This is a genomic window from Aggregatibacter actinomycetemcomitans, assembly GCF_023518055.1.
GTDB lineage: Bacteria > Pseudomonadota > Gammaproteobacteria > Enterobacterales > Pasteurellaceae > Aggregatibacter > Aggregatibacter actinomycetemcomitans.
On record NZ_CP085096.1, the window covers coordinates 1214383 to 1235288 of the forward strand.

At 45.8% G+C, this 20906-nt stretch carries 19 protein-coding genes, 1 other RNA gene and 2 pseudogenes; 7 read left to right on the forward strand and 15 right to left on the reverse strand.

The genetic code is table 11. The features are described from left to right. Positions 1–225 precede the first annotated feature (225 nt). Positions 226–2670: a lactoferrin/transferrin family TonB-dependent receptor gene (locus LIN98_RS06215; protein WP_347814260.1), complete on the forward strand. Its 2445-nt coding sequence runs from the start codon at positions 226–228 to the stop codon at positions 2668–2670. 403 nt (positions 2671–3073) lie between these two features. On the opposite strand, the gene LIN98_RS06220 is transcribed toward LIN98_RS06215, so the two are convergent. Genes LIN98_RS06220 through LIN98_RS06230 form a run of 3 tightly spaced genes read right to left on the reverse strand, consistent with a single transcriptional unit; the run spans position 3074 to position 6467 of the window. After that, positions 3074–4378 carry a sodium ion-translocating decarboxylase subunit beta gene (locus tag LIN98_RS06220; protein ID WP_005567375.1) on the reverse strand — a complete coding sequence of 435 codons (1305 nt, stop codon included), beginning with the start codon at positions 4376–4378 and terminating at the stop codon, positions 3074–3076. A gap of 10 nt (positions 4379–4388) precedes the next feature. Further along, positions 4389–6185, reverse strand: coding sequence for a sodium-extruding oxaloacetate decarboxylase subunit alpha (gene oadA, locus LIN98_RS06225; protein ID WP_005567376.1), 1797 nt, complete (start codon positions 6183–6185; stop codon positions 4389–4391). A 15-nt stretch (positions 6186–6200) separates the two neighbouring features. Then, entirely contained in the window at positions 6201–6467 is a 267-nt protein-coding gene (locus LIN98_RS06230) for an oxaloacetate decarboxylase subunit gamma (RefSeq protein ID WP_005543457.1), read from the reverse strand. A gap of 361 nt (positions 6468–6828) precedes the next feature. Here LIN98_RS06230 and LIN98_RS06235 point away from each other — a divergent pair, with 361 nt between their 5' ends. Together LIN98_RS06235 and LIN98_RS06240 are read left to right on the forward strand one after the other, a co-directional pair. Next, a complete protein-coding gene (locus LIN98_RS06235; RefSeq protein WP_005553960.1) occupies positions 6829–7020 on the forward strand; it encodes a hypothetical protein in 192 nt (63 codons plus the stop codon). Further along, entirely contained in the window at positions 6995–7372 is a 378-nt protein-coding gene (locus LIN98_RS06240; protein ID WP_005543455.1) for a hypothetical protein, read from the forward strand. Before LIN98_RS06235 ends, LIN98_RS06240 begins: the two co-directional genes overlap by 26 nt. A 120-nt stretch (positions 7373–7492) precedes the next feature. On the opposite strand, the gene hybG is transcribed toward LIN98_RS06240, so the two are convergent. The 11 genes and pseudogenes from hybG to LIN98_RS06290 form a co-directional block, all read right to left on the reverse strand. Further along, positions 7493–7768, reverse strand: coding sequence for a hydrogenase maturation factor HybG (gene hybG / locus LIN98_RS06245; protein WP_005561117.1), 276 nt, complete (start codon positions 7766–7768; stop codon positions 7493–7495). A 29-nt stretch (positions 7769–7797) separates the two neighbouring features. Further along, a pseudogene (gene hybE, locus LIN98_RS10440) lies at positions 7798–7944 on the reverse strand ([NiFe]-hydrogenase assembly chaperone HybE); the annotation flags it as partial. Between the two features lie 278 nt (positions 7945–8222). Beyond that, complete coding sequence (gene trpCF / locus LIN98_RS06250) at positions 8223–9653, reverse strand: bifunctional indole-3-glycerol-phosphate synthase TrpC/phosphoribosylanthranilate isomerase TrpF (protein WP_005566276.1); 1431 nt, start codon at positions 9651–9653, stop codon at positions 8223–8225. An 8-nt stretch (positions 9654–9661) separates the two neighbouring features. Beyond that, on the reverse strand, positions 9662–9934 hold the full coding sequence (locus tag LIN98_RS06255) for a HigA family addiction module antitoxin (RefSeq protein WP_005543446.1): 273 nt from the start codon (positions 9932–9934) through the stop codon (positions 9662–9664). Positions 9935–9949: 15 nt separating this feature from the next. Continuing rightward, the gene (locus LIN98_RS06260) at positions 9950–10228 is read right to left on the reverse strand and encodes a type II toxin-antitoxin system RelE/ParE family toxin (protein WP_005543444.1); all 279 of its coding nucleotides are present in this window, start codon (positions 10226–10228) and stop codon (positions 9950–9952) included. 94 nt (positions 10229–10322) lie between these two features. Next, positions 10323–11324, reverse strand: a complete 1002-nt coding sequence (gene trpD, locus LIN98_RS06265) for an anthranilate phosphoribosyltransferase (protein WP_014167798.1) — start codon at positions 11322–11324, stop codon at positions 10323–10325. Between the two features lie 11 nt (positions 11325–11335). Next, the gene (locus LIN98_RS06270) at positions 11336–11728 is read right to left on the reverse strand and encodes a tautomerase family protein (RefSeq protein WP_005543439.1); all 393 of its coding nucleotides are present in this window, start codon (positions 11726–11728) and stop codon (positions 11336–11338) included. Positions 11729–11801: 73 nt separating this feature from the next. Next, positions 11802–12392 (reverse strand): aminodeoxychorismate/anthranilate synthase component II, encoded by a 591-nt coding sequence (locus LIN98_RS06275; protein WP_005572120.1) that lies wholly within the window; start codon positions 12390–12392, stop codon positions 11802–11804. A 10-nt stretch (positions 12393–12402) separates the two neighbouring features. Beyond that, positions 12403–13950, reverse strand: a complete 1548-nt coding sequence (locus LIN98_RS06280) for an anthranilate synthase component 1 (protein ID WP_005572118.1) — start codon at positions 13948–13950, stop codon at positions 12403–12405. Between the two features lie 167 nt (positions 13951–14117). Next, positions 14118–14672: a KdsC family phosphatase gene (locus LIN98_RS06285; RefSeq protein WP_005543432.1), complete on the reverse strand. Its 555-nt coding sequence runs from the start codon at positions 14670–14672 to the stop codon at positions 14118–14120. Next, positions 14672–15607 carry a KpsF/GutQ family sugar isomerase gene (locus LIN98_RS06290; RefSeq protein ID WP_005543430.1) on the reverse strand — a complete coding sequence of 312 codons (936 nt, stop codon included), beginning with the start codon at positions 15605–15607 and terminating at the stop codon, positions 14672–14674. The genes LIN98_RS06285 and LIN98_RS06290 overlap by 1 nt, the downstream gene beginning before the upstream one ends. Positions 15608–15733: 126 nt before the next feature. Here LIN98_RS06290 and rnpB point away from each other — a divergent pair. Both rnpB and htpX read left to right on the forward strand, forming a co-directional pair. Next, an RNA gene (gene rnpB / locus LIN98_RS06295) (RNase P RNA component class A) lies at positions 15734–16122 on the forward strand. 167 nt (positions 16123–16289) lie between these two features. After that, positions 16290–17165, forward strand: coding sequence for a protease HtpX (gene htpX, locus LIN98_RS06300; protein ID WP_005548951.1), 876 nt, complete (start codon positions 16290–16292; stop codon positions 17163–17165). A 77-nt stretch (positions 17166–17242) separates the two neighbouring features. Here the strand turns inward: htpX and LIN98_RS10500 are convergent. After that, positions 17243–17364: pseudogene (locus tag LIN98_RS10500) on the reverse strand (autoinducer 2 ABC transporter substrate-binding protein LsrB); the annotation flags it as partial. Between the two features lie 140 nt (positions 17365–17504). Here LIN98_RS10500 and pheS point away from each other — a divergent pair. Together pheS and pheT are read left to right on the forward strand one after the other, a co-directional pair. Then, positions 17505–18494, forward strand: coding sequence for a phenylalanine--tRNA ligase subunit alpha (gene pheS, locus LIN98_RS06305; RefSeq protein WP_005543396.1), 990 nt, complete (start codon positions 17505–17507; stop codon positions 18492–18494). A gap of 19 nt (positions 18495–18513) precedes the next feature. Beyond that, positions 18514–20904: a phenylalanine--tRNA ligase subunit beta gene (pheT, locus tag LIN98_RS06310; RefSeq protein WP_005589978.1), complete on the forward strand. Its 2391-nt coding sequence runs from the start codon at positions 18514–18516 to the stop codon at positions 20902–20904. The last annotated feature ends 2 nt before the right edge of the window (positions 20905–20906 follow it).

Consider the following 20906-nt stretch of genomic DNA (forward strand, 5'->3'; position numbering starts at 1 on the left):
CATAACCTACCTTTTCGTTTCTTGTTATAGCTACGTCGGCTATGCCGCTACAGCCGATACAAAAAAAGAAGAACTTGAAACCATCGATGTCGTTACAGAAAAAATCAAAGACCGGAAAGACAATGAAGTGACCGGATTAGGAAAAGTTGTAAAAACAACTGAAACGATAAATCGTGAGCAAGTTTTAAATATTCGGGATTTAACCCGTATGATCCGGGAATTTCGGTGGTCGAGCAAGGTCGGGGCACCTCTTCCGGTTATTCCATTCGCGGAATGGATCGTAATAGAATTTCATTAAGTGTAGATGGTCTACCTCAAAGTCAGTCTTATGTGGTTCAAGGTCCACCGGCGGCCGGCAACGGTTATGCCGGTACAGGTGCAATTAACGAAGTTGAATATGAAAACATAAAATCCATTGAAATCAGTAAAGGTTCCAGTTCTTCAGAATATGGTAATGGTGCATTGGCCGGTGCTGTAGCGTTTCGTACTAAAACAGCGGATGACATTATCCAGCCCGGTAAAAACTGGGGGTTACAGACTAAGAACGCCTATGCCAGTAAAAATCGTGCTTCCACACATTCCATTGCAATAGCGGGAAAAAACGATGGGTTTGAGGGTCTATTCATCTACACGGATCGTCGAGGCAAAGAAGCACAAATTCATCGTGATGCACGCAGGGGAAGACAGCGTTATTCCCGCCAGGTTGCCGTACCGGGTACGGGCGGTACATATAACTATTTTCTTTTGCAAGAGGATTGTCCGTCCGGTAATGTTGATTTATGCAAAGGTTACATAAAGCCACTGGCAAGAGTTATTCCTGAGCAAGAAGAGACGGCTAGTCAGGGAGAGTATACCGGTGAGAATCGTGTTGCGCCGAACCCGATGAAATCTCGTAGTCAATCTTGGTTTTTCCGCCCGGGTTATCACTTTTCCGAGCAACATTATCTCGGGGCGGTTATGGAATATACTAAACAGCGCTTTGATATTCGCGATATGACATTACCTGCATATATCTTGCCTTATTCTCGTGAAAAGCCTCATATTGGTGGTTCCCAAGGGATCTATCAAGGACAAAATTACGGGCAATTCCAACGTACGAGACATAACCAGCTGGGCTTCAGTTATGGGCGGGGTAGGTTCTATGATGAACACCACAGAAAAAAACGTATAGGTATTGAGTATATTTATAAAAATGCGCAAAAAAGCTGGATTGATCAGTTGCGTTTAAGTTTTGATCAGCAAAAGATTGAACTTGATAGCTTTATTCCGTTCACGCATTGCGCAAAATATCCGTCAGTCAGTAAGTCTTGTCGTGCAGATTTATCCAAGCCGTTTTCATATCACCAAACAGAGCGCAATATTTATACCGAAGAACATAATTTACTTCGACTGGATGCGGATAAAAAACTTGAAACCAAATGGGGCGATCATCAGGTTTCGGCTAATCTGGGTTTAGATTATTTTACTTCTAAACTACAGCACGGTGATTTTGTGGAACAGCGAGTGGATCAGAAACAAGAACATTTAAAAGGGAGGGGAACGAAAGAATCACCGCACTTTTATAAAATTCATCCTCCGGTTCTGAAAACCACGGATTTTTGTGATTATAAAAGTACTTTAACCGAACTATCTTGTATTACACGCAAAATTAGAGGTAAGAATTACTATGTCGCCATACGTGACAACATGTCGCTGGGTAAATATGTTGATTTCGGTATAGGAGGACGGTATGACATTTATCGTGCCCATAGCGACGATCCATTAATCAGCCGGGCTGATTATCGTAATTTCTCATGGAATGCGGGTGTCGTACTAAAACCAACCGAATGGCTGGATTTTTCTTACCGTATTTCAACCGGTTTCCGTGTGCCGAGTTTCGACGAACTGTATGGCTGGAGATCGGGAAGCAAAAAAGTTTATGTGGCCAAATTTGAACCTGAAAAATCCCTTAACCAAGAGTTCGGTATTGTCTTAAAAGGCGATTTGGGTAGCTTTGAAATAAGTCATTTCCGTAATTCCTACAAAGGGTTGATAGCATTTGGCGAAAGTGTGCGAAAAGGCGGAAGATTAGGACTAATCGGTAGAGGCGATTATGGTTTCCGCAATGCACAAGATGCAAAATTAGTGGGTATTAATATTCTTGCACAATTGGAATGGCATAGTGTATGGAAAGCCTTGCCTTATGGCTTATACTCTACTTTTGCCTACAATCGTATTAAAGTAAAAGATAATCGAGTCAGACCGAATTTAGTTACTGTTACTAACCATTTATTTGATGCCATTCAACCGGCACGTTACGTTATAGGCTTGGGCTATGATGCGCCGACCGGTAAATGGGGCATGAATGCTATTTATACACATTCTCAGGCTAAGTCCGAAGATGAACTGACAGGTACTCGTAAACATATTCAACAATCACGGAAAGTTAAAGCGGCAAAAGTAACAACCTCATCTTGGCATACGGTGGATTTATCGGGTTATGTCACATTGGCCGACTTTATGACGGCACGTTTTGGTGTATATAATTTGTTCAATTCCCGTTATTCAACATGGGAGTCTGTCCGACAAAGCGCTACAGGTGCAATAAACCAGCACACCAGGGTAGGTAACTATAACCGCTATGTTGCACCGGGGCGAAATTATGCAATAACAATAGAAATGAAGTTTTAAAAATTTTGTTTTGATTGTTGCACACGCGTAAGTGTGTTTTAGCATACAAAAAAGTGCGGTGGGTGTTCTAGGTGTTTTTAGGCATTGAAAAACGCTACCGCACTTTTTAATTTTTAGTGATTGTGCATTTTTCTTAACCAATTCAATTTTCTAAACGCGACCCTTCAATTCGTTCAAATTCTCTTAACTTATTGCTAACCAACATCAATCCTTCGCTTGCGGCATGAGTGCCAACTTTTGGTTTGTATGTCGGGTAAAAGAAGAATTAAAGCATACCGGTGGGAAGTAAAAGTGCGGTGGGTTTTTAAATAGATTCTCGCGAAAGAAAAGGTACACGCCGGTGAAACGTGCACCATCTTATATTCATTAAAAAGTGCGGTCGGTTTTCGCAACGTTTTTACCGTTACAACATTGCGCCCACATATTTCAGCATCACCCCGGCGGCAATGGCGGAGCCGATAACACCGGCAACATTCGGACCCATGGCGTGCATGAGCAGGAAGTTTTGGTTATCCGCTTCCAATCCCACCTTGTTGGAGACGCGCGCTGCCATTGGCACGGCGGACACTCCGGCGGAGCCGATAAGCGGATTAATTTTGGTTTTGCTGAATTTGTTCATTGTTTTCGCCATTAACACGCCGCTGCCTGTACCAATGCAGAAAGCAACCACGCCGAGAATTAAAATGCCCAGGGTTTGCGGTTGCAGGAATTTATCGGCAATGAGTTTGGAACCCACGGACAAGCCAAGCACGATGGTGACGATGTTAATTAACGCGTTTTGGGTGGTGTCGCTTAAACGTTCTACCACGCCGCTCACGCGCATCAGATTGCCGAAACAGAACATACCGAGCAATGGCGCGGCATCCGGCAATAATAAGCCAACAAGCAACAGCAAAATCACCGGAAACAGGATTTTTTCCCGATTGCTCACATGGCGTAATTGCGTCATGCGAATTTTGCGTTCTTCTTCTGTGGTGAGGGCTTTCATGATCGGCGGTTGGATCAACGGCACTAACGCCATGTAAGAATACGCCGCGACGGCAATGGCGCCGAGCAATTCCGGCGCGAGTTTACTGGTGAGATAAATCGCCGTCGGACCGTCCGCTCCGCCGATAATGCCGATGGAAGCGGCTTGCGGCAGCGTAAATTCAATAATGCCGAAATAATTTAATCCTAACGCGCCAAGCACGGTGGCGAAAATACCGAACTGTGCCGCCGCACCGAGGAGTAGGGTTTTCGGATTTGCCAGTAACGGACCAAAATCCGTCATGGCGCCCACGCCCATGAAAATCACCAGCGGCGCAATGCCGTAGCCGATAGCAACTTTATAGAACAACGCCAGAATGCCTGCGCTGTAACCCATATCCACTGCCAAGGTTTCCAGCTGGTTAATCATGGAAGTCGGCGCAGAAGCAATGGCTGTTTTGATGATCGCCGGATCAGGCGCAACGCCTAATTGTGCGGCGATCACGGCGATTTGTTCCGGCGATCCCAGATGGAGCAGGTTTTCCAATGCGCTCATGGCAAGCCCGGCTTCCGGAATGTTTGACAGCAAACCGCCGAAACCGATAGGCAAAAGCAGCAACGGCTCAAACTTGCGGGCAATGGCAAGCCACAGCAGGAGCAGGCTGATACCAATCATTACCGCCTGCCCCCATTGCAGGTGAAATATCCCCATGCCTTGAATTAATGCAATAATGCTATCCATAGGGAACTCCTTACACGAGGGTCATTACGGTATCACCCACCGCCACGGCGTCGCCGGCTTTCACCACAATGCCACGCACTGTGCCGCCTTTCGCCGCCTTTATTTCGGTTTCCATTTTCATGGCTTCAAGAATGAATAACACATCACCTGCGACAACGGTTTGTCCTTCTGTTGCCACCACTTTCCAGATGTTACCCGCCATCGGCGCAGTGACCGGTGTGCCGCCGCTGGTTGGCGCAGGTGCCGGTGCGGCTTGCGGCGCTGCTTGTGGTGTGGTAGTTGCCATATGAGAAATGTCACCGCCTTCGCTCACTTTCACCACAAAGGCTTTGCCTTCCAATTCCACGGTGTAAACGGCAGATCCTGATGCCGCCGGTGCGGCTTTCGAAACAGGTTTATTTTCGACCGCACTTTCATTACTCGTCGGTGCCGGTTCAAAGGCGGCAGGATTGTTGCGATTTTCCAGGAATTTCCACGCGATTTGCGGGAAAAGGGCGACGATTAAGGCATCATCTACGGCATTTTCGGACAATTTCACCCCTTTCGCTTTGGCTTGTTCGGCGACTTCCGCTTCAATTTTTGCCATTTCAGGGGCAATGTGATCGGCAGGGCGGTCGGTCATCGGCGCAGCGCCTTCCAATACGCGGGCTTGTAGCGCGCTATCCACCGGCGCCGGTGTTTTGCCGTATTCGCCTTTTAAGATACCGGCGGTTTCTTTGGCGATGGTTTTGTAGCGTTCGCCTGTGAGCACATTAATTACGGATTGGGTACCGACGATTTGTGATGTCGGAGTCACCAACGGAATGTAACCCAAATCTTTGCGTACACGCGGAATTTCTTCCAACACCAGATCCAATTTATCGGAGGCGTTTTGTTGTTTTAATTGGTTTTCCAGGTTGGTGAGCATACCGCCCGGCACTTGCGCCACCAAAATTCGGCTGTCCACGCCGCGAAGCTGACCTTCAAATTTTGCATATTTTTTACGTACATTGCGAAAATACGCTGCGATTTTTTCCAGGCGTGGAATATCCAAGCCGGTGTCGTATTCAGTGCCTTGCAAGGTCGCCACGATGGATTCTGTAGCAGGGTGACCGTAGGTGGCGGACATGGAGGAAATCGCTGTATCCACACCGTCCACACCCGCTTCAATGGCTTTTAACAGGGCCATTTCCGCCATGCCGGTGGTGGAGTGGCAGTGTAAATGCAATTCCACGTCGAAACGTTTTTTGATTTCGCGTACTAGTTCTGCCGCCGCCATCGGATTCAAAATGCCCGACATATCTTTAATCACGAGGCTGTCGATCCCGATTTCAAGCAATTGTTCGGTGGTGTCGAGCCAGGTTTGCATGGTGTGAACGGGGCTGGTGGTGTAACTTAACGTCCCTTGCGCATGGCCGCCGAATTTACGCACCGCTTGCAACGCCGCTTTCATATTACGCGGGTCATTAAGGGCATCGAACACACGGAACACATCCATACCGTTCGCCACGCAGCGTTCCACAAAACGCTCCACCACGTCATCGGCATAGTGGCGATAACCCAGCAGATTTTGACCGCGCAACAGCATTTGTAGCGGGGTTTTCGGGCAGGCTTTTTTCAACTCACGCAAACGCACCCACGGATCTTCACCCAAAAAACGAATACAGCTGTCAAATGTCGCACCGCCCCAAGCTTCCAGCGACCAATAACCGATGTCGTCCAGTTCATGGGCAATCGGCAACATGTCATCAAGACGCAAACGGGTTGCAAAAAGCGATTGGTGGGCATCACGAAGCACCAGTTCGGTCACTTTAATTTTTTTAGTCATAGCAAAATCCTTGTTTTATTTGAACTGTTGGGTACGGCGATGGTGCGCGATAGCCGCTGTAATCACAGGGCGCAAACGCTCAAAATCGTCACTGGAAGCCGCAGAAAGTGCGGTGGGATTTAGCGGAGTTTTTGGCGAGGGTTGAGGCTCGGGAAAATATTTATTGATAAGTTTCGACATCAGCCCGATTGCCCAAATCAAAATGAGCAAAAAGACCAACACAAAACCCATCCCTGAAAACATCAGATTAATTCCTTCACCGAAAAGTTCTGCCGAAGTCATCAGTCGTTTCCTCATATTTTTGAAATGGGAGTTTCATTCTAGCGGATTCACTCCATCAAAACCGTGATTGAGATCATAATTTACGCCGATGGTACGGCTGGGCGTGGAAAGTGCGGTGTTTTTTTACGATGAATTTTAAACGATAGCGCACAAGCGTCCACACTTGTGCTGAAAATATATATTTGTAGAAATAAAAAAGTACAAGTGAAAAACGCTTGCGTCAGCAGGGGGGGGCTATGGGAAATTTCCTAATTACATAAAAATATATTAATAAAAAACTGTTCTATAATTTTGACTGTACTTTTTGTTCAATGTAATATGATGTATCTCAACGGTTGTACTAAAGACTTGGAGGTTATATATGATGGCTACACTGAAACGTTTAGTTGATTTAAGTATTGTCTCTCGTGTATTGCAAAATCCAACAGAGTATTCCGATATACATAATGGATTTGTTAAAGATCGGGCTAAATTACGTGGGGATTTTAATACCACAGTATCAAATTTAAATCGTAACACTAGAAAATATGGCAACGAAAAATACACAGGTTAAAGCAAAAAATTCTGTAGGGAATGAAATTAGCTTATCTCATAGCCAAACAGATAGTCCTATTCTTGATGTAAATTCTCTTGAACGCTTAAATACATTTCGACCTGATTTGGTTGATTTTGTTATTAAAGAAACTGGAGAAGAAGCTAAAAATCGCCGTAGACGTGAAGTTAAAATTGATTGGTTTACTTTTATTGAAAGAATGGGGGCGTTGCTTCTTGCAGCAGGTATAGCAACAGGTGGTATATTCGGTTCCATTTATGCTGCTGCAAATGGATATGAAAAGCTTTCTTGGATCATTGCGAGTACGTGTATTGGTTCATTGGCGATCGCTTTTCTAAAAAGAAATAGATAAAAATATGATACGTAATTTTTATTTCTGAAGTAATGGAAGATGTAAGTGTATAAATTTGTCTTCCATTTATTATTTGAAATTATAATTTATTCGTAAAAACCAACCGCACTTTTCCTCAACCTACCCCTGATTCAACCCCAAAAAATCGCCCACTTCATGTTCCAACTGACTCATGGCGATCAAAGCTTCTTGGGTTTGTTTGGCTTCTTCTTCGTCGATGATGCTCATGGCGAAGCCAACGTGGACGAGGACCCATTTGCCAAGGAGCAGTTTGGGGTCGTCGTTGCAGATTAATGAAATATTGATGTCGCGTTGAACGCCACACACGTCCACGGTGGCGAGTTGTAACGCGCTATCGCCGATTTTAACGATTTGTCCCGGCACACCTAAACACATAATTCATTCACTCCATTTGCAAATTGCGTTTATTTTATCATGGCGTTAAACAGGTTTCGGCGATCCGGATCAAATTTCGGTTGTTTTGTTGGCATAGATAAAATCATGCGCAGGCAATCCTGCGTGAGCTGCACCGCTTGAGCTTGAGTTAAATTCGGGTCGATAGGAGAATGCAGGGGGGGGCTTCAACACTGGTAAGCGGGGTAAAAAGTGCGGTGGTTTTTTTGTGGTGTTTTTTCGTGTCGGTATATGGTTGTTTATCAATATTAATAAAATTAAAGAATAGCAGAACCTTAAAGATGTACAACCAAAACATCGTCTACATTTTTCCCTAAGGACATCGTTTACATTTCGTTGGGTTGTACAATACTTTTGAAATATCAATATATTACAATGCTTCTACCAGCAGTGGTCTCCTGATGCGTGCCATCGTGCGTATTATGGTTTGACGATTTTACAAAATCTTCGCAAAAACCGACCGCACTTTTTCGGCATTTTTCACGCCCGGGGCGCTTTCTACGCCGGAATTGAGATCAACACCCACACAATGTTGTGCCAATGCGTCTTCAATATTACTCGGGCTAATGCCGCCCGCCAGAATAATTTTATATTTCAATTCCTGCGGAATCAGTGACCAATCAAAAGTCGCCCCCGTGCCGCCTTGTTGTGTACCTGATTTGCTGTCGAAAACAAAACGATCCACCTCAGAAACGTCGTCAAAATTAACCGCACTTTTATGCTTCACATCTACAGAAATGGCTTTCCAAATACGAATATGTTGCGGCAATTGAGCACGAAGTGCGGTGATAAATGCCGGCGTTTCGTCACCGTGTAGCTGAACGGCGTGGAGTTGTAGCTGTTGGGCGATTTTCACAATAAAATCAATGTTCTGATTTTGGAACACGCCCACAAAACGCAGTGGGGCGGCGGTCACCAATTCCTGCGCCTGACGTAAACTGACGCAGCGTTTAGACTGTTCGGCGAAAATTAGCCCACCGTATAAAGCGCCGTTGTCGTAAGCAGTTTTCACATCCTGCGCACGGGTTAAGCCACACACTTTGTTTTCACCGAAAATCACTTCGCGCACGGTGTTATTTAAATCCGCGCTGCCCATTAAGCTGCTGCCGATTAAAAAGCCATGGGCAACGTGTTGTAATTCACGCACTTGTTGATGATTATAGATGCCCGATTCGCTGATGATTCGCACATCCTCAGGGATTTTATCCGCATATTTGGCGGTGAGTTCCACCACGCGATTTAAATCTACCGTTAAATCATGCAGGTTACGATTGTTCACGCCGATAATTTTTGCGCCTAACGCCAAGGCGCGTTCAAATTCTTCCTCGTTGCTGGTTTCGGTCAGCACGCCCATGCCGAGGGAATGGGCCAAATCCGCCAAAATGCGATAGGTTTCGTCGTTCACCACGGAAAGCATCAGTAAAATGGCGTCGGCTTGATGAAAACGTGCCAAATAAACCTGATATTCGTTGATTATAAAGTCTTTGCACAACACCGGTTGCGTGACAACGTCGCGAACTTGCTGAATATAGGCAAAATCCCCTTGGAAATATTTTTCATCGGTTAGCACGGAAATCACGCTCGCGTAATTTTTATACACCTGTGCAATCTCTGTCGGTTTAAATTCACTGCGAATCAATCCTTTGGAAGGCGAGGCTTTTTTACATTCCAGAATATATGCCGGCTTTTCATGCGAACCTTGCGCCAACGCACCATAAAAAGTGCGGTCGGATTTTTCGATGTTTTTTTCAAAGGCACTCAACGGAAATTCTGCCGCTTTGGCTTTCACCCATTGAGCTTTGTCGAGAACGATTTTTTGTAGCACCGTCGCAGCTTCGAGTGGTTTGGAGAAGTCTTGTGTGATCATATTATCAGTTAATTAAATAATGGTTGGATGTTGAATACGGCGTGTTGTTGTTCAATTTGCCATAAATCGTAGTCTGCTTGCATACCCAGCCATAATTTCGGTGTTGTGGTATTCAATAATTCGCTTAATCGCACAGCCATTTCAGGCGTTATACTTGCTTTCCCATTAAGAATGCGGGAAAGCGTAACACGCGAAACACCTAATTTTTGGGCAACCTTCGTGACACTCACGCCATCAATATATTCTTTTAACAGTTCTCCCGGGTGTGGAGGATTGTGCATTCTCATTTTTTCTCCTTAATGATAATCCTGATAATCAACAACTTCAGCATGACCATTTTCAAATTTAAATGTTAAGCGCCAATTTCCGTTTACGGTAACTGCCCAATGCTCTTGCAAATCACCTTTAAGTTTGTGCAAATTCCAGCTGGGAACACTCATAGCAAGAGGCGTTTCCGCATTATTTAATGTGGCCAATTGCAGATTTAATTTCTTGGCGTGTTTGGCTTGAATTCCTGCGGTCGAACCGGTTTTAAAAAATTGTTCAAGTCCCTTATGTTTGAAAGATAAAATCATTATTTGCGCCTATTTGTATCGCTAAACTATACAATTAATATTTTACAGTGTAAAGTTCCTCTTTACGGAAAAAGGAGGCAATCCCTCCTTTTGATCAATACGCCGTCAATTTCTGCAACGTTTCAAACGGTTTACCTTGAGCAATGACATCTAACACCTGTTGTGCATTGTGTTTAAGGTCATCTTGTCCGAACAGTTTTAGCAATAAGGCGGTGTTCATGGCGACGGCTTGGTTGTGTTCCGCTTTGCCGTTGCCTTGTAACAGTGCGGTGATCATTTGTGCATTTTCAGCCGGTTCGCCACCGCGCAAAGTCTCTAAAGGTTTTGCTTGGAAGCCGAAATCCTGCGGCGTTAGGGTGTAACGTTCGATATTGCCGTTGCGCACTTCTGCCACTTGTGTGATGCCGTGGATTGCCACTTCGTCCAAACCGCTGCCATGTACGATAATGGTGTGTTCATGTCCTAATTGGGCGACGGTTTTGGCATAAACGTCAATGAGTTCGGGGGAATACACGCCGAGTAGCTGGCGTTTCGGGCGGGCGGGATTAATCAGCGGACCGAGGATATTAAATAGCGTACGGGTTTTTAAGGCTTGGCGCACGGGAACTACGTATTTGAAGCCCGGGTGATATTGTTGGGCGAATAAAAAACAGATGCCGATGTCGTCCAATGCTTTGCGGGCTTGTTCCGGTGACATGGCGATGTTGACACCAAGTGCGGTTAATAAATCGCTTGAACCGGTTTTGCCGGAAACGCTGCGGTTGCCGTGTTTTGCCACTTTCGCGCCGCAACTTGCCGCGACAATGGCGGATGCGGTGGAAATGTTAATGGTGTTGGTTCCGTCACCGCCCGTACCTACGATGTCGGCAAAAGGGTAGGCGGGTGTAGGGAACAGCTTGGCGTTTTTTACCGCGGCTAACACGGCGCCGTTCACCTCATCAATGGTTTCGCCGCGTACTTTTAAGGCAATTAACATGGCGGCGATTTGTTCGTTGCTTAACGCGCCCGACATAATGGCGTTAAATAGAATTTCACTTTCCGCTGCGGTTAAGGCGTGTCCGCCATACAGTTTTTCTAACAGGGCTTGGCTTTCCATCGTCGTTACCCTTATTTATTAATATCGTAATCCAAATCACGCGCTTCATCGCCGGTCATGCCACGGAAGCCCCAGCAATGTGCGGGTTGCTCCTTGATAGTGATTTCCACGTCAAACGGGCTGATACCTAATTTATATTCAAATTCGCTGAACAGCATTTTTATCAGGCGCTTTTTGGTTTGCTCCAGGCGTCCTTGCATTAAATTGATTTCAATCACCATGTAGTTATCGCTACGGTTGGCGGTGTGCGGATAGTAAAAATCATCATCTTCCAAGCAAATAAAACGGAGTGCGTGCTTGCCTTTTGCCACATCTAAACCGAGTTCCAGGCAGTTATAAATCACTTCCGCCACGGCGGATTTGCGCGGGGAAAGGGTGCGTTTTAAGCCATATACTGTGATCATTGTATTTCCTTTGTTCTTTGTTAATGGAGCGTTTTCTAACTATAGCTGTTGAATACTAAAGTGCGGTCAGAATTTACGGCGTTTTTCGCGCCAACAACCAGTTCACCGATTGTGCCAATAATTGCGCGCCTTGTACCGTTAAAATGGATTCGGGATGGAACTGGAAGCTGCAAATTGGCAACGTGCGGTGGCGAATTGCCATGTTTATGCCGTTGTAGGCGGCGTTCGGAATCAGGTCGTCGGGGAGATTGATGCCCATTAACGAATGGTAGCGCGCCACCGGCATAGGGTTGCTTAAGCCTTTGAACATGGCTTCGTTATCGTGTTCGATTCCGGATACTTTTCCGTGCAGAATTTCACCTGCATGAACTACTTTGCCACCGAACGCTTCAATTAACGCCTGATGTCCCAAACAAATGCCCAACATCGGGACTTTGCCGATTAAGCGTTTAATCAACGGAATCATGTTTCCTGCTTCGTCGGGTGCGCCCGGCCCCGGGGAAAGGGCGAGAATGGTATCGGGTTGCGCCAATGCGGTTTTTTCCAACAGATCTAAGTCGCAATCATTGCGGTAAATGTTCACCTGATGCCCTAAACCGCGAAACTGATCCACCAAATTGTAAGTAAAGGAATCAAAGTTATCTAAAAATAAAATGGTTGCCATGAGTTAACTCCTATTGATTCGCTTTGTTGTTGGTTTGTACGATGGCGTTAATTACCGCGCGGGCTTTGTGGCGGGTTTCGTCGGCTTCCATTTGCAGGTCGGAATCCAACACCGTGCCACAGCCGGCTTGTACGTGGGCAATGCCGTTTTGCACGAAAGCGGAACGAATCACGATACAGGTGTCAAAATTGCCGTCGGATTGCAGATACCCCACCGCACCGCCGTAACTGTGGCGTTTTTCCTGTTCAAATTGATAAATCAGCTGCATGGCTTTAATTTTCGGCGAGCCGGTTAGTGTGCCCATGTTCATACAGGCTTGATAAGCGTGCAACGCATCCAGTTCAGGACGGAGTTTACCCACTACGCGGGAAACCAAATGCATAATGTGCGAATAGCGATCTACCTGCATCAAATCCTTCACATGACGGGTTTTGCTTTCACATACGCGGGCGATGTCGTTACGCGCCAAATCCACCAACATCAAATGTTCCGCCTGTTCTTTGTGATCTAAACGTAATTCCAATTCCAGGCGGGAATCCAATTCCGGATCGATATTGCCATCAGCATCAAAACCGCGCGGACGGGAACCGGCAATCGGGTAAATTTCCAGTTGGCGGGTGGCTTGCGAATATTTCAAGGCACTTTCCGGCGAGGCGCCGAACAGGGTGAAATCCGCATCCTGAATGAAGAACATATAAGGGCTCGGGTTGTTTTGTTTGAGTTGACGATATGTTGCCAGGGTGTTCGGGCATTCTAGAGAAAAACGGCGGGAAGGCACGATTTGGAACACATCGCCGCAATAAATATGCTGTTTCAAACGCTCAATAATTTTCTTGAATTTATCATCGTTCAGATTAACGGAAACCTCCGTTGAGGCAGGTTTGAGTGGTAAGTGCGGTCGAATTTCCAAGAGTTTTTTGGCAATGTCCTGCGCTCCCTGTTGCAACGCATTTTCTTGATGTTGTGCAAAGCAGAAAGTTTGTAATTCCGCCTGTTGTAATTGACGGTCGATCACCAGTAATTGTTCAGCTAAATAAAAGCAATAATCCGGACAGGTAATGCCATCATCTTGCAACTGAATGTTTTTCATCGGAATAAAATTCGCCACCAAATCGTAAGCGAACAAACCGCCTAAAAATACCGGTAACGGGCTTGCCTTGTAGAGTTCGGTGAAGCAGCGTAAGCCGTCGAAAATGCTTGCCGCCAGCAATTTGCTGTCTTCATCGGCATTGTTATCGGCCGGGGAAAACTCCACGTCCAATTGCTCGCTTGTGCGGGATTTTACACTGACGTGCGCCGCTAATTTTTGCTCGATTAACGGCAATACCGCCGCGCCGTTCTGGGTTAATGCGTGAAACCTCACCCGTTGCCCCAAACAGGAAATTTTGATGGCGGCATTGACGAGTAATAAACTTTTTAAACTGTTTTTGCTGGAAATTTCGGCGGATTCTAAAAGCAGGGTGTTCGGTTTGTTTTCACATAATGTGGCGAAAATTGCGGTAGGATCGCTGTGATAAGGGACATTTTGCGTAAACGTTTGAATAAAAGCGGAGGACATTCTCATTTCCTTATAAAGCATGAAATAAATTTTGCACTATTAAACTAGTACAAGGGGTAAAAGTCAAGGGAAATAAAAATTTTGTTTAAGGTTTATGGAAATAGTTGAGGGGAAAAGTAGGGCGCGTTATCTGCGCCCGTAAAGTGCGGTTCTTTTTTCAAGCGTTTTTACTGTGCCATCTTCTTCGCTGTTTTCAAAAATCCTTGTGCGGAGCTGTAAATGTCGCTTTTGCCTTGGGCGTTTAAGATCATGTCGGACATTTCACGAAACGCCCCTTTGCCACCGCCTAAACCCAAGACGTAATCGGCACAATCTTTGACATATTCGGGGGCGTCGGCAACGGCAAAAGATATGCCACAAACGGCAAAGGCGGGGAGGTCAACACTGTCGTCGCCGATGTAGGCGGTTTGTTCGGGCACAACGCCGGCTTGGCGGCATAATTCCAAACAGGCGCTTTCTTTTTCCAATTTACCCAAAAAGAAGCGTTTAATGCCTAAATCGGCAATGCGTTTGCGTAAAATCGCCGAATCACGCCCGGATAAGACGGCGATCTGCACGCCGGCTTCCATCAACATTCGGATGCCTAAACCGTCGCGTACATGAAAACTTTTGATCGCTTCGCCGTTGGCATCGTAGTGCAATAAACCGTCCGTTAATACGCCGTCCACATCGGTGATGACGAACTTCACCCGTTTCAATTTTTCCTGTAATTCTGCTGTCATTAACTTGAAAACTCCACTAAACCGACCACGTGTTGCGCATCATCCACTACAACCAAAGAATGAATTTTATGCGCTTTCATGTAATTTTCCGCTTCCGAAATATAGGTGTCTTGGTGAATGGTCTTCGGATGAGACGTCATGAGCTCCTGCGCAGTTTTATTCAAGGTTTCTGCACCGTTTGCGGTGAGCGCGCGTCGAATATCGCCATCGGTAATAATGCCGCGCAGTTGCTGTTGTTCCATCACCAACGCCACGCCCATTCTGCCTTCGTTCATGATGCTTAAACAATCGGTGAAGGTAGTGGTTAATGCGGCGATCGGCAAGTGGGTTTGCATTTGATCTTTCACGCGGCATAACAAACGGCGTCCCAAACTGCCGCCAGGGTGGAATTTGGCGAAATCTTCTGGTTGGAAATCGCGGGCGCGCATTAAACAGACGGCTAATGCGTCGCCCAATGCCATGGTGACAATAACGGAGGTGGTCGGTGCCAGATTATTCGGGCAGACTTCGCGTTCTACGGTGATGTCCAACACATAATCCGCATGGCGCGCCAGCGTAGAATTTTTATTCGAGGTTAAAGCGATGATTTTATTACCGAAGTTTTTCAGGCTTGGAATGAGTTTGTTCACATCGTCGGTTTCGCCGCTATAAGATATGAGCATAACCACATCAATGGGTTTAAGCATCCCTAAATCACCGTGGAAAGCTTCCGTCGGGTGTAAGAAGAAACTTGGCGTGCCGGTGGAAGCGAAAGTGGCAACCATTTTTTTGCCTACCAATCCGGACTTGCCGATGCCGCCGATAACCAAACGACCTTTGCAGTTCAGAATCAAATTTACGACGTCGGCGAAAGTGCCGTCTAATCTTTGTTTAAGTTGCCCGAGGGCGTTTTCTTCCACACCCAGGGTTTCCTGAGCGATGTGTAAATAGTCCATTGCGGTTTCCTTATTAGCGCGGGGAAAGTGCGGTTTGTTTTCGGAACGTTTTTTGTGGCGCTCATTCTAGCCTAACTTTTTACTTAACACTATATTTCGCCAAGAATTTAGGCTATACTGCGCGCCTGAGTTGGTCAGGCAATCGCCGGTCTATTGAAGCCCCTAACGTCGCGCAAGCGTAAACCGGGGGACAAGTAGGCGGGAGGAAAGTCCGGGCTACACAGGGCAGAGTGCCGGATAACGTCCGGGGGGCGAGAGCCTACGACAAGTGCAGCAGAGAGCAAACCGCCGATGGCTCGCAAGAGATCAGGTAAGGGTGAAAGGGTGCGGTAAGAGCGCACCGTGCCGCCGGTAACGGTTGGCAGCAGGGTAAACTCCACTCGTAGCAAGACCAAATAGGAATCCAATGAATGGCCCGTTCAGGATTCGGGTAGGTTGCTTGAGCGTATGTGTAAATGTGCGCCTAGATGAATGATTGCCCACGACAGAACCCGGCTTATCGACCAACTCCATTTTTCTTTTCAAAAAACGTCCTTAAAACCGACTGCACTTTTTTGTATGTTTTCCCATTAAATTGCCACTCTTCCGTAGAAAATTCATCGGTACACTTGATTTTCCTGTTTTTATCGCCATTATAGCCAAGCATATTTTCATTATTATTTTATTTAGGGAGTTTTTATCTATGATGCGCATTTTACTTTTCTTAGCCACGAACATGGCGGTTTTACTGGTTTTCAACATCATTTTATCTTTAACCGGCATTCAAGCCCGTGACGCGTCCGGGTTAATGATTTTCGCGGCACTGTTCGGTTTTGCCGGTTCCATCATTTCCTTATTTATGTCTAAAACTATGGCGATTCGCGCCGTCGGTGCGGAAGTGATTCAACAACCGCGTAATGAAACGGAACGTTGGTTGGTGGATACCGTGTATTCGCAAGCAGAACGTGCCGGTTTACCGCGCCCTGAAGTGGCTATTTATCATTCCGCTGATGTCAACGCCTTTGCCACCGGTGCGAGCAAAAATAATTCGCTGGTTGCCGTAAGTACGGGGCTGTTAAACAAAATGACGCGCGGTGAAGCGGAAGCGGTATTGGCGCATGAAGTGAGCCATATTAAAAACGGTGACATGGTCACGATGGCATTACTGCAAGGCGTGCTGAATACCTTCGTCATTTTCTTATCGCGCTTAATCGCGAATGTGGTCGCCAATTCTCGTAATCAGGGCAGTGAAAGTTCAAGCAATTCCGGTATTTATTTCTTGGTGTCCATGGTGCTGGAAGTGGTGTTCGGTTTCTTGGCAAGCATGATCGCCATGTGGTTCTCCCGTCAACGTGAATTCAGAGCGGATGCCGGTTCGGCGGATTTGGTGGGCAAACAAAAAATGATTGATGCGTTAAAACGTCTGCAAAGTTTGCATGAACCGCAAGAATTAGAAGGCTCCGCCTTAGCGGCATTTGCCATTAACGGTAAACGTGGTGGCGGTTTGAAAGAGTTACTTTTAAGCCACCCGCCGTTGGAAAAACGTATTGAAGCGTTGCAACAGTTGCGTCAGTTATAAAATTTCATTTTACCGATACGGAATAGAGGCTTTTGAAGCCTCTATTTTTTTGTCTATGAAAAATAGCTTAATAGATTCAGCACTAAAATTTCCTGCAGGACAAAAAGTGCGGTCACAAAAAACAACGTTTTTTGAACGTTGGCTTTTCCAACCGCCCGTTAGGGGTGAAGAAACGAGAGAGCGAGTTTGTAAATAATTTTTTCGGGCGTTTTTTATCGGTATCCTTTTCTACTCACGAATAATTTGCGTAAAACGTGATAAATTGCGTGATTTTCTAAGCAGTTAATATTATCATTGCAGGCATTTTTTTAGATAAATCGAACATGACAGAGGATATATATGCAGCATCTTAAAGATCTTGTGGAGAAAGCAAGAAATGCTATAGACAGTATTGAAAATAAAAGCCTGGCGGCACTTGATGAAATTCGGGTGGAATATTTTGGTAAAAAAGGGCATTTTACCCAATTAATGCAAGAACTACGCAATGTGGCGGCGGAAGAGCGTCCGGCGGTGGGTGCAAAAATTAACGAAGCCAAACAAGCGGCGTTGGATTTTTTAAACGCGAAAAAAGCAGAGTGGGAACAAGCCTTATTAGACGCCAAACTGGAAAATGAACGCATTGATGTGAGCCTGCCGGGGCGTAAAGTGGAAATGGGCGGTTTACATCCGGTTTCCATCACTATTGAACGCGTCACCAAATTTTTCTCCGAATTGGGTTTCTCCGTGGAATCCGGCCCTGAAATCGAAAGCGATTACTATAACTTTGATGCCTTAAATATCCCGAAACATCACCCGGCACGCGCTGATCACGATACCTTCTGGTTTAATCCTGAATTATTGTTAAGAACCCAAACCTCCGGTGTACAAATTCGTACCATGCAAAAACAACAGCCGCCGATTCGCATTATGGCGCCAGGGCGTGTGTATCGTAACGATTACGACCAAACCCACACACCGATGTTCCATCAAATCGAATTATTGTATGTGGACAAACACGCCAATTTCACCGAATTAAAAGGCTTGTTACATGATTTCTTACGCGCCTTTTTTGAGGAAGATTTGCAGGTGCGTTTCCGTCCGTCTTATTTCCCGTTCACCGAACCTTCCGCTGAAGTGGATGTGATGGGGAAAAACGGTAAATGGCTGGAAGTGTTGGGTTGCGGCATGGTGCATCCGAACGTATTGCGCAATGTCGGCATTGACCCGAACGAATATTCCGGTTTTGCGGTGGGCATGGGTGTAGAACGTTTGACCATGTTACGCTACAACGTCACGGATTTACGTTCATTCTTTGAGAATGACTTACGCTTTTTGAAACAGTTTAAATAATTTTGAGTGAGAGATAAGTATGAAATTTAGTGAACAATGGGTACGTGAATGGGTTAATCCGGTAATTTCCACGGAGCAACTTTGCGATCAAATTACCATGTTGGGTTTGGAAGTTGACGGTGTGGAAAAGGTTGCCGGCGATTTCACTGGCGTTGTTGTAGGCGAAGTGGTGGAATGCGCGCAACACCCGGATGCGGATAAATTACGCGTGACCAAAGTAAATGTGAGCGGCGAACGTTTATTGGATATTGTGTGCGGCGCACCGAATTGCCGTCAAGGGTTGAAAGTGGCTTGTGCGGTAGAAGGCGCAAAATTGCCGGGCAATTTCAAAATCAAGAAAACCAAATTACGCGGTCAACCTTCCGAAGGTATGCTCTGTTCATTCAGCGAACTCGGTATTGAATCCGACGCTAACGGCATTATCGAATTGCTGCAAGACGCGCCGATTGGCACGAATTTACGTGATTATTTGAAATTAGATGATAACGCCATTGAAATCAGTTTAACGCCAAACCGTGCCGACTGTTTAAGCATTGCCGGGGTTGCGCGTGAATTGGCGGTGGTTAATAAACTCCACGAAAATCCACCGCACTTTAAAGCGGTTCAGCCTACTATCGACGATAAAGTACAAATTGATGTGCTGGCGCCGGAAGCCTGTCCGCGTTATTTATTGCGTGTGGTGCGAAATGTTAACGTAAAAGCCCAATCACCGATGTGGATGCAGGAAAAATTACGTCGTTGCGGCATTCGTTCTATTGATCCGATTGTGGACATCACTAATTATGTTTTACTGGAATTAGGTCAACCGATGCACGCTTTTGATATGGCAAAAGTGGCGCAACCGGTTCAGGTACGCATGGCGAAAGAAAACGAAGAGTTGGTGTTACTGGACGGCACGACCGCGAAGTTACAACCGAATACGCTGGTTATCGCCGACCAAAATGGCGCTTTGGCAATGGCGGGGATTTTCGGCGGTGAAGCCAGTGGGGTGAATGCGGAAAGCACAAAAGATGTGATTTTAGAAGCGGCATTCTTTGCACCGTTAGCAATTACCGGTCGCGCCCGTCAGTATGGCTTGCATACCGATTCTTCCCACCGTTTTGAACGTGGCGTAGATTTTGAATTGCCACGCAAAGCGATGGAAAGAGCGACCGCACTTTTACTTGACATCTGCGGTGGTGAAGCCGGTGAAATTTGCGAGGTGGTTAATGCGCAATATTTACCGAAACGCCAACAAGTCACATTACAACGTCACAAATTAGATGCGTTACTTGGACACCATATTGCTACCGAAACCATTACGGAGATTCTTCAACGCCTTGGTTTACAGGTTTCTTATGCCGCTGACACTTGGACGGCAATTGCACCATCTTGGCGTTTTGATATTGAAATTGCCGAGGATTTAATTGAAGAAATCGCCCGCATTTACGGTTATAACAGCATTCCGAATAATGCGCCGTTAGCACATTTGTGTATGCGTGAACATAAAGAAGCGGATATTGAACTATCTCGCATTAAAGCCGCTCTAACCAGTTGTGATTTTTATGAAGCCATTACTTATAGCTTCGTTGATCCGAAAATCCAAAGTTTGCTGCATCCTGATGTTAAACCGATGGTTTTACCGAACCCGATTTCCGTTGAAATGTCCGCCATGCGTGTTTCATTATTGACCGGTTTATTGGGCGCAGTGATTTATAATCAAAACCGCCAACAAAGTCGCGTGCGTTTGTTTGAGCACGGTTTACGTTTTATTCCGGACGAAAAGGCCGAATTCGGCGTGCACCAAGAGCCGGTTTTTGCCGCGGTGATGACAGGGTTAAAATCAAACGAACAGTGGAGCGAAAAAGCCGTACCGGCAGATTTTTACGACTTAAAAGGCTACATTGAAAACTTACTTTCGTTAAGTTCTGCTGGAAATCGGGCAAAATTTGTAGCAAAATCATACACAGCATTGCATCCGGGTCAATCTGCGGCCATTATGCTGGATGGTGAAGAAATCGGATTTATTGGTCAACTTCACCCGACTATCGCGCAAAAAATTGGTCTTACCGGAAAAGCATTTGTTTGTGAAATTTCGGTCGCACACATTTCTCGACGAGAAGTCGCCCGTGCCAAAGAAATTTCCCGTTTCCCTGCTAATCGTCGTGATTTGGCGGTTGTGGTTGCGGATAATATCCCTGCAAATGACGTGCTGGAAGTGTGTCGTACAGCAGGCGGAGATAAATTAACCCAAATCAATTTATTTGATGTTTACCACGGAACCGGTGTTGCTGCAGGGCATAAGAGCTTAGCTATCAGCTTAGTAATTCAAGATAATGAAAAAACCCTTGAAGAAGATGAAATTAACGCGGTAATTTCAACGGTATTATCTGAGTTAAAACAATGTTTTAATGCTTATTTGAGAGATTAAAC

Excerpts from the sequence above, each read along its gene's own strand:
- LIN98_RS06220 (WP_005567375.1), bottom strand. The coding sequence starts at position 4,378 with ATGGATAGCATTATTGCATTAATTCAAGGCATGGGGATATTTCACCTG.
- oadA (WP_005567376.1), bottom strand. The coding sequence starts at position 6,185 with ATGACTAAAAAAATTAAAGTGACCGAACTGGTGCTTCGTGATGCCCAC.
- LIN98_RS06230 (WP_005543457.1), bottom strand. The coding sequence starts at position 6,467 with ATGACTTCGGCAGAACTTTTCGGTGAAGGAATTAATCTGATGTTTTCA.
- LIN98_RS06235 (WP_005553960.1), top strand. The coding sequence starts at position 6,829 with ATGATGGCTACACTGAAACGTTTAGTTGATTTAAGTATTGTCTCTCGT.
- LIN98_RS06240 (WP_005543455.1), top strand. The coding sequence starts at position 6,995 with ATGGCAACGAAAAATACACAGGTTAAAGCAAAAAATTCTGTAGGGAAT.
- hybG (WP_005561117.1), bottom strand. The coding sequence starts at position 7,768 with ATGTGTTTAGGTGTGCCGGGACAAATCGTTAAAATCGGCGATAGCGCG.
- trpCF (WP_005566276.1), bottom strand. The coding sequence starts at position 9,653 with ATGATCACACAAGACTTCTCCAAACCACTCGAAGCTGCGACGGTGCTA.
- LIN98_RS06255 (WP_005543446.1), bottom strand. The coding sequence starts at position 9,934 with ATGCACAATCCTCCACACCCGGGAGAACTGTTAAAAGAATATATTGAT.
- LIN98_RS06260 (WP_005543444.1), bottom strand. The coding sequence starts at position 10,228 with ATGATTTTATCTTTCAAACATAAGGGACTTGAACAATTTTTTAAAACC.
- trpD (WP_014167798.1), bottom strand. The coding sequence starts at position 11,324 with ATGGAAAGCCAAGCCCTGTTAGAAAAACTGTATGGCGGACACGCCTTA.
- LIN98_RS06270 (WP_005543439.1), bottom strand. The coding sequence starts at position 11,728 with ATGATCACAGTATATGGCTTAAAACGCACCCTTTCCCCGCGCAAATCC.
- LIN98_RS06275 (WP_005572120.1), bottom strand. The coding sequence starts at position 12,392 with ATGGCAACCATTTTATTTTTAGATAACTTTGATTCCTTTACTTACAAT.
- LIN98_RS06280 (WP_005572118.1), bottom strand. The coding sequence starts at position 13,950 with ATGTCCTCCGCTTTTATTCAAACGTTTACGCAAAATGTCCCTTATCAC.
- LIN98_RS06285 (WP_005543432.1), bottom strand. The coding sequence starts at position 14,672 with ATGACAGCAGAATTACAGGAAAAATTGAAACGGGTGAAGTTCGTCATC.
- LIN98_RS06290 (WP_005543430.1), bottom strand. The coding sequence starts at position 15,607 with ATGGACTATTTACACATCGCTCAGGAAACCCTGGGTGTGGAAGAAAAC.
- htpX (WP_005548951.1), top strand. The coding sequence starts at position 16,290 with ATGATGCGCATTTTACTTTTCTTAGCCACGAACATGGCGGTTTTACTG.
- pheS (WP_005543396.1), top strand. The coding sequence starts at position 17,505 with ATGCAGCATCTTAAAGATCTTGTGGAGAAAGCAAGAAATGCTATAGAC.
- pheT (WP_005589978.1), top strand. The coding sequence starts at position 18,514 with ATGAAATTTAGTGAACAATGGGTACGTGAATGGGTTAATCCGGTAATT.